Below are 14,882 nucleotides of genomic sequence, written 5' to 3'. Positions count from 1 at the left end.
TTCTTAAGATTAGCCGAATCTCCCTCAATCCCTTTACTGTTGCCTCTTGCCTGTTGCCTCTTGCCTCGTCTCAACAAGCAATTTAAATTACGAACAGCTTATCTGTTAGCCAAAAAGTATCGGTCAATTGGTGACTCTCGATGACCTACTGCCTTAATCCCAACTGTTCTCAACCGAAAAACGACCCGACAGCGTTAATCTGCGAGAGTTGCGGCTCAAAACTTCTTCTGCACGACCGCTATCAAACCCTAGGCATTTTGGCGAAAGGAGGGTTTGGGACAACTTTTGTCTCATCGGATTTGTCCCTACCGGGTAAACCCCTATGTGTGGTCAAACAACTGCGACCTTCCACTGACGATCCTAATGTTTTTGCCATGGCCAGGGAACTTTTTGACCGAGAAGCCGAAACCTTGGCAAAACTGGGCGTTCATCCGCAGATTCCCCGATTATTGGACTATTTTGAAGATAATCAACAGTTTTATCTAGTTCAAGAATACGTTAAAGGTCATAACCTGCACCAAGAGGTAAAAAAACGCGGACCGTTTAGCGAAGCGGGAGTCAAACAGTTTTTAAGTGAACTGTTGCCAATTTTGCAATATGTCCACGAGCGAAAGGTAATTCATCGGGATATCAAACCCGCTAACCTAATTCGTCGGCAAACAGACCGAAAATTGGTTCTGATTGACTTTGGGGCCGTCAAAAATCAAGTTAATACCGTCATTGCCAATGCCGATTCTCAAACCGCTTTGACTAATTTTGCCGTGGGGACCCAAGGTTTTGCCCCTCCCGAACAGATGGCTATGCGTCCCGTCTATGCTAGTGATATCTACGCAGTGGGAGTTACCTGTCTCTATCTACTCACGGGCAAATCCCCTAAAGCGATCGAAGTTGATGTTAATACAGGTGAATTACTCTGGGAAAAATTAGTCCAGGTGAGTCCCCAGTTTGCTAAAGTCCTGAAAAGAATGCTGGAAGTCTCTGTCCGTCATCGCTACAAATCCGCCCAAGAGGTAATGGATGCTTTAGACATGACCGCTTATGCCGATAGTCTAGCCCAAAGTTTAATCGCTGCTCCAGTGGGGACTCCCCTGAAACCTCCAGAAGATTCAAGTCCGATGGGTAATTTCTCCGTTTCTGCCCCTCTCAATTCTAAATTTCGCCCCAAAAATAAAAATCGGGAGGCCTCTCCAAATAATATGCTGGACGGACAGATGGCTCTTCAAATAATTAATACAAATGTATTATCCAGGGGTCAAGCCCGCAGCAGCACAGATATAACCTTACTGAAGAAAAAACGTCGCTTAGATGAAAAAGCGATTCTCGATGCTTACAATAACGGCCGGCGCAATTTCGCCCAAGAGGAATTACCGAATCTCAATCTTGCCAAAGCAAAACTTTTGGGCGTAAATTTCTGTCAATCCAAATTAACAGGAGCTAATTTACAAGGGGCAGATCTGTCCAAGGCGGATCTAGGCCGGGCTAATCTCAGTCAAGCTATTCTCAAAAGTACCAATTTAAATAATGCCTATCTCGGTTATGCAGACCTCGAAGGAGCCGATTTACGCGGGGCGAATCTTATCGGAGCCAATCTTCGCTATGCTCATCTCAAAAACGCTAATCTTTGCGGTGCTAATCTCTCTGATGCCCAAGTAACTCCAGAACAAATCGCCCTAGCAAAAACCAATTGGTTAACAGTTATGCCCAATGGTAAACGCAGTTCCTGGTAATCTTTCCTTATGAATTATGAATTATGAATTATGAATTATAAATTGGGGAGCAGGGAGCTTTTTTCAGTGCTCAGTCAACAGTAATCAGTGAAAAGACAGGAGGAAACTTCTATTTAATACTGTCACTTAAAACTCAAATCTGATCACTGACAACTGATACTAAATCCGTTGAGTATATGCTACATATCAGGAGAGGCAAGAGGCAGAAGGCAAGAGGCAAAAGGGGGAATAAATAATCAGTTTTTAATAACCGAATTTAGTATGATAACTGATAACTGATATTTAATACTGTCACTTAAAACTCAAATCTGATCACTGATAACTGATAACTGATAACTGATATTTAATACTGTCACTTAAAACTCAAATCTGATCACTGACAACTTACCCACTGATAACTGATAACTGATAACTGATAACTGATAACTGATAACTGATTTAACCGCGGCTTTCCTTAAAGGTTTTGTAGGCGGTTTCGGAGTCGAAAATATGGCAATAATCAACAATTCGTTTCATTAATGGCCAAGAAAACTCAGTTTCTTTTAGGTGACTACCCCAATTTTCTTGGAGACTAGCGTGAACTTTGCGGAGGTTATAGGAAGGAATCGCCGTCGAGATATGATGGGGGATATGGACATTAATATCGTGACAGAGAATTTCTACCCAACGGGGATAGCTACAGTGAACCGTTCCTTCTAGTTGCGCTAAAGCTTGATTCCAGTCCTCGGGATGGAAAAATTGAATATCGGGATCCGTGTGATGGACAAGGGTAAAGGTACTCATCCAAAAATGATAGACAAACCAAGGCACCACCCAAAATTTAACCAATCCCCAGACACCAGTGTAGAAAATGAGGGTTGGGAAAAAAATAGCGCCAAAAACCAGAACTACAATCATCGAAAAGCGCGCTTTTTCCCGTTCGTTCTCCTTGAATTGTTCGATATTGAAGTGTAGAATAGCCCAGTGGGCGATCGAACCGAGCCACCAGAAACGTCCGCGAATGCCGCGATAAAAGAGACGCACTAGGGGATTGGCCGAGTTAAAAGCTTCTAATTCCCACGGATCCCAAGCATTATCTATAGTTACCATGTTAGTTTTAGCATGATGGCGATCGTGCAGGAAACGCCAGCAGTGGAAGGGATAGATAAGCGGTAACAGGAAAATATGACCGACAAGATCATTAACCCAGCGTCGATTAGAAAAAGACCGATGACCGCAATCATGCGCGATCACAAAAAATCCCGTTAAGGCTGTACCAGTGAAAATCCAAGCTAAAGGCAGTAAATACCAGGGAGAATAAACTAGCATCGCATAACCCGCAATTACCGCCAAAATATTCATAATCACTCCCAACCAAGCCTTAACAGGGTCTTTCTGGAAATATTCTTTGGGAATGCTTTTAATAATATCTTTCAGTTTAAAGTCTGGCTCGATCGAGGTGATCAACTCCCCAGGCAATTTATCCGTCGTTGCCGTCATGAAATCTCCAATTACACTTAGGTGAACCTTTGACAAGAAATCAGCTAGGAGGTTTGGCTAAATTCTGCTCCATACCACAAGCCAATTTTTTTGTCAATATATTTTGAACTTTAATTAATAAACTTCTGCGAAGCTTAATAATCCTTTACTTTATATACCATAAGAGGAGATTTTCTGTTTTGGCAAAATTTGACTTTTGCCTCTTGCCTCTTGCCTTTTGCCTCCTGACTGGAAAGAGGGTGTAGGGTGTGGGGTGTCGGGTGTAGGGAAGGAAATCTCTTTCCTCTGTGGGGGTGAAAATTTTTTCATCGGGACTGACTAGAAAATGATAACGCAACTAAAAAGCGTTATGAACGATTTGGCCGCTGTCTTCAAGGATAACAGCCAGATTTACCCGTATTTTAGACCAATTTAAGAAACAACCGCCAAAGACTCAAGAGTAACTTGATAACCAAGCTTCTCCAAACTTTTAACCAGACGTTTTTTCGCACTTTCGGGTCGTTATTGGTCAAAATAATCAGCCCCTAAATCTAGGGAAGGTTCTTGACGAGAGATAAGATGATACTAAATCTGGTTATTAAAAACTGATTAAGTACCTAAGCAAAATTAATTACACATATCTAAACACCTCTTGCCTCTTGCATGAGTGCCTATCTTCACTAGGAAATTAATTTTGCACGACTACTTATTTATTCTCCGTTTTGCATGAGTGCCTCTTGCATGAGTGCCTGTCCTGATATGTAGCCTATACTCAAAGGATTTAGTATGATAAGCAATCACCAGGATAGAATGAGCGACAGCAACGGCAGCAGGTTTTTGCCCCGACGCGCACTCAGACGGCAATACTGGGCAGCTAAGCTAAGTAGGGGCTGCTGAAAAACTTTTTCAGCAGCCCCTACTTATGACTAATGTTCTCTCACCTGATCTGATGGCTGATTACTGATAACTGATTACTGGTCTTTGTTTCCTGAACCAGCGCCGCGATATTTGAGAGATGAGGAGCGAATTGGGTTAGCTACCCTGGGATTATTGGTGATTTTAACCTCCGCACCGCGATATTTACCCCCTCGCTCCTTGACAGGAGCCTCGGCGACTGTTGGCTCCCTATAGGTGGCGCCACGGTACTTTTTCTCGCCGGCGGTTTCTGGAGTGGAGACGAGGACATTTTTTTGCTCTTCTCGTCCTTGCCATAAAAATGTGACGACAATCACAACTGTCAAGAGAATTAATAGCTGAATCTGCCAAGGGGCTAAAACCAGACTCAACACTAAACTAATTACCGTGGCGGCACTGGCGAGATAAGCGATCTCATCGCTGGACTTCTGCCAGAAATAGGCAGCCAAGGCAGCGGTGAACAGTGGTAATAAAAACAAATAGGACATTCTGGATACACCTTGTCACGCTAGTGAACCAATCTCCCTATATATTACCTCCCTAGCTTCGATCGGCGAAAAATATTAACTCAGCTTATGCAACATATAAGTTTTATTTTGTCAATCCTTCTTTACAATTTGTAAAAATATTGTTACATTTATTTACATGAACTAAAAGTTAAAGCAAAACAGCCAAGACAGCAAGCCAGTTCAGATTGTCTCGAGGAGTATCGGACAGAATATGATTCCTTGAGTCCGAGACAACGGTAAAAAACTTGGCCTACTAGCTTAAAAAAGTTTTCGGGGTTTGGGTTTGCCCCATTGACAGATTTGCTTGAGTTCTCCTACATAACTTAGCGCTACCTCGGCTGGACACCGAGGTTTTTTATTTTGTTACGGCGTTTTCGACTAAGTAAAACGTAGGCTCTCTTATTCTTTGTGTGATAAGTTTAGATTATCTAGAAGCGATCAATCTTTGTGTCCTTTGGGTCTTTGTGGTTCGTTCCAGTTGGTCTCGCGTAGCGAGCGCGTTGCGACCGCCAGCAGGAATGTACCCTATAATACATTTTACCCACCAAACCCAAGAGAGCCAAACGTAGATAAATTAATTGAGATTACCTACTTAATTAAAAATTAACTTCATTTTGATGCACGGAATCCAAATAAAACTTGATTACATCTTCCGATGCACCCTGACATTGCAACTGGCCTTTATTCAGCCAAATTGCTTGGTTACAGGACTCTTGAATTAAAGTCAAATCGTGGGAAACTACTAAAATAGTAGCGTTAGAATTCCAGAATTTTTTTAAACGTCGTTTACACTTATTTTTAAAACTTTCATCCCCGACGGAAAGGACTTCATCAAGAATAAGAATATCGGGGTGAACCTCTGTTGCGATCGCAAATCCTAAACGAGCCACCATCCCGGAAGAAAGAGATTTCACCGGCGCTCCCATGTATTCTTCTAATTCAGCAAAGTCGAGGATATCTTTGGTTTTTTCCTTCATTTCCTGACGAGAAAATCCCAGCATTACCCCATAGAGAATAATATTATCTTTTACTGGTAGATCTGGATCGAAACCCGCTCCTAATTCAATTAGAGAAGCAATTTGTCCCCTAACTCTCACCTGTCCCTTTGTCGGTTCCAGAATACCACAAATAACTTTTAAGAGAGTAGATTTTCCTGCGCCATTAGCTCCAATGATACCTAACTTTGCTCCAGAATTAATGACTAAATCTATATCATCTAGCACTAATTTTTTGGCCGGTTGACGATATTTACCTTCAAGAATAGAGAAGATTGTCCTTTTTAGATCGTAGGAAAATTCTTCTTGAGTGCGTCTTTGGAGAGACACTTGATCGAGTCGAATTACTTCTGTCATTTATAATAAATCCATAAATAAATGTCGCCAGAGTCGGAAGCAAGTCCAACCAATTCCTAAGATGATGATCCCACCGAGTAGAGATTGAAATATCAAACCAAAATCTGGTAATCCGGGAGAAAGGGACAATTGGCGAATACTTTCAATTACCGGTAATAATGGGTTTAATAGCAGAAATGGTTGTACGGAAGGAGGAATAATTTCCGGGGGATAGAAAATCGGGCTGCTAATCCAAGCGACAAAACAAACAATTTCGTAAAAATAGGGTAAATCTCTGAAGAAAACGTAGAGGGTACTGACAAAGAAACCCACTCCCGTGCAAACCAGAGAAAGACCGATCACAGGAAAAATCAGAGCAATTACATTAATTAAACTTTGAGATTTCCAGAGAGTCACTATAGCCAAAAGGGGAAAGATACTAATAGCAAATTGAAAAATATTTGCCACTACCATGGAAAGGGGAAAAATGCTAACCGGCAGACGAATTTTATTTAAAATACTGCCATTACTAACGATGCTAGGTAAAGCTTGGTTAGTGGAAGCATTAAAGAAATTTATTACTACTAAACCAGTGAAAGCCGCTAGGACATAGTTAACTAGAGAATTATCAAAATAAGAGGCGAAAACCGTGCCGAAAATTGCCGTGTATAGTGCAGTCATAATCAGGGGATTTAACAAGGACCAGTAAACCCCCAGAAAAGAACCCCGATAGCGTCCCTTGAGATTACGTTCCACTAAAACACTAAGCAATTCGTAATATCGCCGCGCTGTTGACCATCTAGTTTTTGCTTGGAGATCGGTCATAGGGATAATTGTCATCTCGTCAGTATTCAGTGCCTCATTCTAAACGATTACCGTCAATTTTGTCTATCGATCAACGGGGGACTCTAGTTTTTATCCAGTTTCCGACGACTCTCCCTCTAGGAAAAAAGTTCCCCCACTAGGTCATTTATCTGGCTCAAAAAGCTTAAAAACCGCTAAAAGCCTCTTTTTTTAGGGTTGAATTCGGTTTTTAGGCACAGCCTCAGCTAATTGACCTAGACTCTAAGTTGTTAAGTATTTAAATTGCTTGTTGAGACGAGGCAAGAGGCAAAAGGCAACAGTAAAGCGATTGGGGGAGGTTCGGATAATCTAAGAATAAGCGGTTTAAATGCGTCTTAGCTTAAAAGTCAATAAATGCCAATTTAAACACAGCTAATCTCCGAAAAACCGCAGTCAAAAACCGAACGCCGAATAATTTCCCAACAGCTAAAACCAGAATTTAATCTAATTGATGTCCCGTCAGTTCCACAAAGATATCTTCGAGGTTGGAAGGGCGGCACATTACTCCAGTTTTATCACTCAAAGTGTCCAGATAAGAGTTAGCATCGGCCACAGTGGGGAAGAATTTATAATCGATTTTATCGCCAACTTGTTTGATAACTAAACCCTCGCCATACTTAGCACGAAAATCCGCTAGAGTTCCTAATTCGATTAATTTGCCCCCATCCATAATGCCAATTCTGCCTGGTTTTCCTGCGGCGTTATCCTGACAGAGAAATTCCACTTCTTCCATGTAGTGAGTGGTTAACAAAATTGTCATTCCTTGCTGGTTTAAATCGCGAATTACTTCCCACAAACGACGACGATTTTGGGGATCTAAACCCACAGTTGGTTCATCGAGAAAGAGGATTTTTGGTTCGTGAAGAAGGGCGCGAGCAATCTGTAAACGTCGTTTCATCCCTCCGGACAGAGTTTTGGCCAGGGCAGATTTTCGATCGCTTAAACTGACATAATCTAAATAGCGATCGATTAATTCCTGTCTCTGGGGATTGGGGATATGGTGCATCCGGCCGTGAAATTCCAGATTTTCCCAGACGGTTAATTCCCCATCAACGCTAATCTGTTGCAAGACTACCCCTATATTTCTTTTCACCTGATCGCGGTATTTTTTCACATTATACCCCGCCACTTCGATTTCTCCTTGACTTGCTTCGGTTAGGGTGATAATCATGCGGATTGTCGTCGATTTTCCCGCACCGTTGGGACCGAGTAAACCAAAGATTTCCCCTTTTTCGATGGCAAAGGAAAGCTCGTTAACTACTGGCAGATTGTTATAGATTTTAGAAACGCGATCGAGAGCAATAGCGGCGGTCATAGTTACAAAAGTTAATATTCCAGCTATGGATTAGTGTAACCGAATTAGTCTAACTCGACGGCGATTTTATCCTCCCCCCTCGGGTTCATCCTATCGACTTTGGTTTGACATCTTCACAATCAGATTAGAATACGAATGAAAAATCTTGACTTTGCCGGTATCCGATGGGAGTTTTTCTGCCAATTCTCTGTTTATGTCTAGGAATAGGGGAATTTTTCCTCAATCCCCCCATTAGTCTCGGTAATTCCCCCCCCGCAACCACGGTAATCCGAACGGAAACCCGTTTGCTGCTGAATTTAAAAAAAAGACGGGTTTTTGTTTACCAAGGACAGAAAATAATTGCATCTTACCCAGTGGCGATCGGTCGTCCGGGTTGGGAAACCCCGACGGGACAATTTAGGGTGATTCAGATGGTGCGGGAACCGGTCTGGGAACATCCTTTCACCGGGCAACTGGTCCCATCGGGAAAAAACAACCCCTTAGGGGCGCGTTGGATCGGATTTTGGACTGATGGTGCCAATTTTATCGGTTTTCACGGTACACCCCAAGAAAATCTCATCGGCCGGGCCGTCTCCCACGGTTGCGTTAGGATGCGCGATCGAGATATAAAGGCTTTATTTGAAAAGGTACAAATCGGCACTTCGGTGATAGTAGTCGCTCAATAGAAACAATGGGAAATTTTTTCCCATTCACCAACACTTTACCCGATGATGTGGAGAGAGCCGTCTTAACCAGTAATTTAGATAGTCAACAGTTTAAAATGAGAGAAACTGAGCAAAGAGGATAATCGGTGAATATTATTGAACTAATCGGGATCGTGGCGGGAATATTAACCACTGTCTCCTTTTTACCCCAAGTGATTAAAACTTGGCGTTATCGTTCGGCTAAGGACTTGTCCCTAACTATGTTTATTTGCTTTTGTCTGGGGGTTTTTCTTTGGCTCATCTACGGTCTTTATATGAGCAGTAAACCGATTATTATCGCTAATTTTGTGACTTTTATCTTAGCGGGGACAATTCTCTATTTTAAGATTAAATATGATTAAAATAACTGACAATCCCTTGCGGCCCTATTGGCTCACGTCATGACAATTCTACAATTTATTGGGCCATCTAGGGGCGCGGATAGGATTTTTAGGTTAATTTATTGTTAAGATAATCATCTTTGACCATTGAGACCAAATTTGGGGTCAAGAAACATGAGCAATCGCATCGAGTGGATTAATGCCCTATCAACCCGTCCCTCCCTAGAAGCGGCGGTGACGGAGGTAGTAGAAAAAGTGCAAGATAAGCTAGTTGGATCGGCAGATCTAGCCATAATTTTTATTTCTTCTGCCTATGCCAGCGACTATCCCCGTTTAGTTCCCTTAATCTTGGATAAACTCCCCGTTCCTGTGCTGATCGGCTGCGGTGGGGCGGGGATTGTCGGCATGGGTGAGAGGGAAAAAGCGCGAGAAATCGAAGCGAGTCCGGCTTTAAGTCTCACCGTCGCCCATTTGCCGGATGTGGAAGTGCAGCCCTTTTATATCGAAGCGGCGGAAATGCCCGATCTCGACAGTTCCCCCTCTAGTTGGACAGAATTATTAGGGGTAGAAGCGGCCAAAAATCCCCAATTTATCCTTTTAGCCGATCCTTTTTCCAGTCGCATCAATGATCTGTTAGAGGGTTTGGATTTTGCCTACCCCGGTTCGGCCAAAATCGGCGGTTTAGTCAGTGGCGGCATGATCGAACGTTCTGGGGGTCTATTCTACCACGATCAACAAAAACCCCGTAATAGCTATCTCTATCGTCAGGGAACCGTAGGAATTGCCCTTTCTGGCAATATTATCGTCGAAACTATCGTCGCCCAGGGTTGTCGTCCCATTGGACCGATTTATCAGGTAAGTGAGGGAGAACGCAATATTATCATCTCCATGACCGGTAAAGGGGCCGATGGGACTCCCCAACCACCTTTAAATCTACTGCGGGATTTAATTGCCTCCTTGAGCGAAAAAGACCGAGAATTAGCGCAACACTCCCTTTTTATCGGTATTGCTAGGGATGAGTTTAAAATGCAGTTGCGGGCCGGGGATTTCTTAATTCGCAATGTTTTGGGAGTAGATCCTCGCCAAGGTGCGATCGCAATTGGCGATCGAGTGCGTCCGGGGCAGCGGGTACAATTTCACCTGCGCGATGCCGACACTTCCGCTCTAGATTTAGAATTACTTCTGCAAGCTTTTCCCCGAGAAAAAACCGACAGTTCAGAGGTACTAGGTGCTTTAATCTTTTCCTGTCTCGGCCGCGGGGAAAATCTCTACGAAAAACCGGACTTTGATTCGGGTCTTTTTCAGCGTTATTTCGCCAATGTTCCCCTCGCTGGCTTCTTTTGCAACGGAGAAATCGGGCCGGTGGCCGGTCGCACTTTTTTACACGGTTATACCTCGGCTTTTGCCCTCTTTCGTCAGGGAATTTAATGCTATACTAAATATTTAGTACGCTAGGGAGTAGAACGATGATAAAGGCGATATCTTTCTCTGAGTCGGAGATTATCTATCCCGATAGTGATGGTAAACCGATGGCCGATAATACCAAACAGTTTCGCTGGATTGTGACGATTAAGGAAAATCTCGAATGTTTATTCGCAGACAATGACCATGTGTTTATCGCCGGCGATCTGTTGTGGTATCCCGTCGAGGGGGATAATAAAACCTGTCAAGCGCCGGATGCTATGGTGGTGTTTGGCAGACCCAAGGGCGATCGAGGTTCCTATAAGCAATGGTTAGAGGACGAGATTGCGCCGCAGGTGGTCTTTGAAATTCTCTCTCCGGGCAACACAAAAGCGGAAATGCGCCGAAAATGGCAATTTTATCAGCGTTTTGGCGTAGAAGAATATTATCTCTACGATCCCGATGCTAATGATCTACAGGGTTGGTGGCGCAGGGGTGATCAATTGGAGATGATTGCCGCGATCGATAATTGGCAGAGTCCGCTTCTACAGATTCGTTTTCAACTGGAGAGTCCCCAGTTAGCTATTTTTTATCCCGATGGCTCGCGGTTTTTGACCACCCTAGAAATCAAGCAAAAAGCGGAATTAGCCGAACAAAGGGCTAGGACCGCCGAACAGCAAGCCCAACAGGAACGGCAACGGGCCCGGGAAGCTGAGGCAAAATTAGCCCGCATAGAGGCGCAATTACGGGCAATAGGGATTAATCTAGAGGAAAGCTAACGAGAGGTGGGAAGGACGGGATTTAACCAGTGGAGAATCTCATCTTTGAGACGGGAATTATCCCGGGCAAGTCCCTGTTTTAACCATTGGCCGATCGCATCAAGGGGAGTAAATACTTCTCCGGTTTGCCAACTGACATCTTGACTCAAGGGAGTGAGATGATTACCCGGGAGAGTTCGCAGGGCAATTAAATCATTAAAGCGTTTTTTTAGCAGGGGATTTAATACCAGAGATTGATCGATCGTGTCGTCTTGAAAACGGATTAAAAGATTGCGACGAATGGCATAATCTTGGAAAATTAACTCGTTTGTTTCTTCGGGGGAAGGGGTAAATTCAAGGTTAAAAGTGGTGTCAATTTGCAAAGGTTCGATAAAGGGAATAGCCCGACGAATCGGATAATTATTAAAGGAAATGAGGATATTTCCTTCCCGTTCCACTTCGTAGAGACTACCGATTAATAAATGCAGTTTACACCCCATACTGTGACCCAATCCGTAGATGGGGAGATAACCTTGGGGCAGACTATGATTCCAGCGCAGACGTTCAATAATATTATCAAAACGGTTTAAAACTGTGCGGGCGATCGATTTGTGATCGAGGGTATTAACAAAGGGAGTGGCAACAATAGCATATCCTGAATTCCCAAGACTTTCTAATAACCAACGATAGGTAATATTGGGGGCTGCCGCTACAAATGCCCCCCCTAAAAAGTGAATGATACCCCGGGGACGACGGGGGAGAAAAACCCAATTACCCGCTATTTCTTGCCAATTCATAATTAGTTATCAGTGAATTAATAAATTAGTCACTCACCAAATAAACACCACTTCATATTATAGTAAATCCTGTGGAAAAGGGATAGGAGATTAGCCAGAGATTGGCCCGGCTGGATAAGGATAACTGCTTGCCCAAGTCATCAAAGATCGGGATGAATAGTTCTAGGCCAGTTTTTTCTTAATAAAAGCCACTAATTGAGACATTTGTTTTTTGATAGTTTCCATTTCTGTTTGCATTTGGGCAATTTGGGACTGGAGAGTCTGAATATCGGTGCTATAATCCCCGGTGAGTTCCTCTAGTTTCGGGTTAGAAACTGTTGGTTTGGGAGAATATTGTTTGGCCTTGGCCATCGCTTCTTTAATCGCTTGTAGCAATTGTTTTTGGTCGAAAGGCTTCTCAATAAAGGCAAAATGCTGGAAAGGTTCGGGGATTTTCTCTACTACCTCCTCTTTCCGTCCCGACATCAACACTAGGGGGATACTTTTGAGATTATCTTCGGTTTGGATTTGCTGAAACACCTCCCAACCGCTCATTTTTGGGAGAAGGAAGTCCAAAATAATCAAATTCGGGTTTTCGGTGCGGATGAGATGATAGCCATCTAATCCGTCTTTCGCTTCGAGGAATTCAAAGTTACCCTCCGGTAACATATCGCGAACGTGCATCCTGATCACTTTACTGTCATCGATAACGAGAATTTTATGATTTGACACGATAGACACCATAGAAAAGAGACAATGGATAAACTCGATGATTCGAGGGGATATTGGGGGAAACTTTCGGGATAGGGATTGAGGATTCCCCAAAAACCCTTAGAAACTAAGATACACCATAAAGAAAAAACCTCGGTTAATGTCCGAGGCTGCTGTTGTAGGAGAACTCAATGCAAAACAAAAGGAAGATACCAAAACCAAAGAGGTTTTCATCGGTAGATCACCTTTGTTGTCCCATTGTAACCCCTGTTTAAGCGTATCGGGATGAACTAGCACTTTTTAGGGCTAAATAACCTAAACCGAGACATAAAAGCGCATTTACGCCCAAAAATGCCTGGGCGATCCTACCAGAACCTAACCAGACCAGAGTAGGATCGATAACGGCGCTGATCCCTAAAGTCACCGCCATGGCTAAACTTACCCCCACCGCTAACCATTTTGCTTGAGTATGACCTAAAAGCAGGGCAATCAGGACAAAAGGCAGGATAACACTGGCAAAAAGCGGATTAAGGGCAGAACTGCCCTGAATAACGCCTCCTAGGTCAGAAAGAGAACTCCCCATGACTCGGAAAGGCCATTGGGGTAAATCGAAGATATAAAGACCTCTGAGGAAAAATAAGCCAGAACTACCAAAAATTAGACCAGCATTCAAAAATCCGTTCCAGGAGAAGGGAAAATAATTTCTCAGCCACCAAGCGAGGAGATAAGAACCCAAAACCATGGCCATTTTGGGCAAAACCGCCACCGCACCGCCATCAATCCAGAAACGGGGATTGAGATAACCGTTATCGCGCAACCAACGCCAAAAATCCCGGAAAGTAATCTGTCCTTTGAGGGCCAATTGTAGGGCATTGCCCGCGTCTAATTGTCCGGCCCCAAAATGATTAAAGGGATCATCATTGATCTTACGGGCTGACTGTTGCAAAACCTCTAAAACTGCACTGGGTTCTTTAATTCCCGCAGCTTTGATTAAAGCTACCACCCCAGCAACGTGAGGGGCTGCCATGCTGGTTCCCTGAAAACCGAGGAACGCCGGTTCCCCCCCGTTAGCGGGATCGATGGTTTCTTGGATAATTTTACCCGTATCGGAGCCGCCTGGGGCAGCAATATCGACTCCGGCCCCGAAATTAGAATAGGGGGCTTTATTTCCGGAGGCATCTACCGCAGAAACGCCGATAACGTGGGGAAAACGGGCAGGATAGGCGGCGGAATTATCATCGGCATTACCGGCGGCGGCGACGATTACCACACCTTTACTATAGGCATATTCGATCGCCTCTTTCATTACTTGGGTTTCCCCTCCACCCCCTAAACTCATATTGATGACATCGGCTTTATTATCGACGGCAAAACGGATCGCTTCGGCGATATCTGCCACGGTTCCCCCACCCGTCCCGGAAAGCACCTTGAGGGGCATAATTTTGGCTTTGTAGGCGATGCCAGCCACCCCGTAGTTATTATTGGTCGATTGAGCAATTGTTCCCGCTACATGGGTTCCGTGACCGTTATCGTCCTCGGCATTGCTGCGATCGTTGACGAAGTCGTAGCCTTCCACAAACTCGGTTTCTCGCAGATCGGGAACTTTTGATACACCTGTATCAATAACGGCGACGGTGATCCCCTGTCCCTGATTTTCTTCCCAAGCGCGTTCGATGTTTATCCCCCTTAGGTTCCACTGTTTGCTATAGTTGGGGTCGTTAGGGGCGATAAAAGCATGATAAATATAATCGGGTTCGATCGATTCGGTGTATTTTTTTAGGTCGGAATTGCGGAGAGTTTTCAGAAGTTTGCTATCTCCTTCCACGGTGTAAAGATGTTCATCGATGGAAAAAATACTATTTAAACTGGTGGTTTTTCCCGCTTTTTTGTTGATAGCATTTAACTGCTCATCGAGGACGCTGACGGGTACATCGTCCTTAAAGTCGATTAAAATTGATTGATATTCGCCCCGATTGGCTAATCCAGTAAAGTTAAAGAGAGCAAATCCTAGACCGATAATGAATAGGGTTAACAATAAAAGTTTTTTCATAGATTTCCTAAGAATTGAGCATTGCCAGCCAAGGTTTTTGGGGTTTTGATGAGAGAATCTGAGG

Annotated in this window: 13 protein-coding genes; 5 read left to right on the top strand and 8 right to left on the bottom strand. The window is 43.7% G+C overall.

Translation table 11 applies throughout. The features are described from left to right. Positions 1-140: 140 nt before the first annotated feature. Entirely contained in the window at positions 141-1,727 is a 1,587-nt protein-coding gene (locus tag B5D77_RS07905) for a serine/threonine-protein kinase (protein WP_106908599.1), read from the top strand. A 438-nt stretch (positions 1,728-2,165) separates the two neighbouring features. On the opposite strand, the gene B5D77_RS07895 is transcribed toward B5D77_RS07905, so the two are convergent. From B5D77_RS07895 to B5D77_RS07865, 5 genes are all read right to left on the bottom strand, one after another. Further along, positions 2,166-3,206, bottom strand: a complete 1,041-nt coding sequence (locus B5D77_RS07895) for a fatty acid desaturase (RefSeq protein WP_008197550.1) — start codon at positions 3,204-3,206, stop codon at positions 2,166-2,168. Positions 3,207-4,156: 950 nt separating this feature from the next. Next, positions 4,157-4,588, bottom strand: coding sequence for a DUF4278 domain-containing protein (locus B5D77_RS07885; RefSeq protein WP_008197548.1), 432 nt, complete (start codon positions 4,586-4,588; stop codon positions 4,157-4,159). A gap of 617 nt (positions 4,589-5,205) precedes the next feature. Then, complete coding sequence (locus B5D77_RS07875; protein WP_106908597.1) at positions 5,206-5,961, bottom strand: ABC transporter ATP-binding protein; 756 nt, start codon at positions 5,959-5,961, stop codon at positions 5,206-5,208. After that, positions 5,962-6,765, bottom strand: coding sequence for an ABC transporter permease (locus B5D77_RS07870; protein WP_172969317.1), 804 nt, complete (start codon positions 6,763-6,765; stop codon positions 5,962-5,964). Between the two features lie 457 nt (positions 6,766-7,222). Further along, positions 7,223-8,098, bottom strand: coding sequence for an ABC transporter ATP-binding protein (locus B5D77_RS07865; RefSeq protein ID WP_008197541.1), 876 nt, complete (start codon positions 8,096-8,098; stop codon positions 7,223-7,225). Positions 8,099-8,262: 164 nt separating this feature from the next. Here B5D77_RS07865 and B5D77_RS07860 point away from each other — a divergent pair, with 164 nt between their 5' ends. The 4 genes from B5D77_RS07860 (at position 8,263) to B5D77_RS07845 (ending at position 11,302) form a co-directional block, all read left to right on the top strand. Further along, a complete protein-coding gene (locus B5D77_RS07860) occupies positions 8,263-8,763 on the top strand; it encodes a L,D-transpeptidase (protein WP_008197539.1) in 501 nt (166 codons plus the stop codon). Positions 8,764-8,888: 125 nt separating this feature from the next. Beyond that, positions 8,889-9,143 carry a SemiSWEET transporter gene (locus B5D77_RS07855; protein WP_008197533.1) on the top strand — a complete coding sequence of 85 codons (255 nt, stop codon included), beginning with the start codon at positions 8,889-8,891 and terminating at the stop codon, positions 9,141-9,143. Between the two features lie 153 nt (positions 9,144-9,296). Next, entirely contained in the window at positions 9,297-10,550 is a 1,254-nt protein-coding gene (locus B5D77_RS07850; protein ID WP_106908595.1) for an FIST N-terminal domain-containing protein, read from the top strand. Positions 10,551-10,588: 38 nt separating this feature from the next. Continuing rightward, on the top strand, positions 10,589-11,302 hold the full coding sequence (locus B5D77_RS07845; RefSeq protein ID WP_008197529.1) for a Uma2 family endonuclease: 714 nt from the start codon (positions 10,589-10,591) through the stop codon (positions 11,300-11,302). On the opposite strand, the gene B5D77_RS07840 is transcribed toward B5D77_RS07845, so the two are convergent. The 3 genes from B5D77_RS07840 to B5D77_RS07830 all read right to left on the bottom strand — a co-directional run bounded on the left by B5D77_RS07840 (position 11,299) and on the right by B5D77_RS07830 (position 14,818). Continuing rightward, positions 11,299-12,078 carry a DUF1350 family protein gene (locus B5D77_RS07840; RefSeq protein ID WP_008197527.1) on the bottom strand — a complete coding sequence of 260 codons (780 nt, stop codon included), beginning with the start codon at positions 12,076-12,078 and terminating at the stop codon, positions 11,299-11,301. The two genes, B5D77_RS07845 and B5D77_RS07840, sit on opposite strands and share 4 nt — an antisense overlap. A gap of 162 nt (positions 12,079-12,240) precedes the next feature. Further along, positions 12,241-12,789 carry a response regulator gene (locus B5D77_RS07835; RefSeq protein WP_039899531.1) on the bottom strand — a complete coding sequence of 183 codons (549 nt, stop codon included), beginning with the start codon at positions 12,787-12,789 and terminating at the stop codon, positions 12,241-12,243. Between the two features lie 250 nt (positions 12,790-13,039). Then, complete coding sequence (locus B5D77_RS07830) at positions 13,040-14,818, bottom strand: S8 family peptidase (protein ID WP_008197523.1); 1,779 nt, start codon at positions 14,816-14,818, stop codon at positions 13,040-13,042. Positions 14,819-14,882: the final 64 nt, after the last annotated feature.

Origin of the sequence: Microcystis sp. MC19, from assembly GCF_003019735.1 — a bacterium.
GTDB lineage: Bacteria > Cyanobacteriota > Cyanobacteriia > Cyanobacteriales > Microcystaceae > Microcystis.
This window is presented reverse-complemented; position numbering and strand designations above follow the sequence as displayed.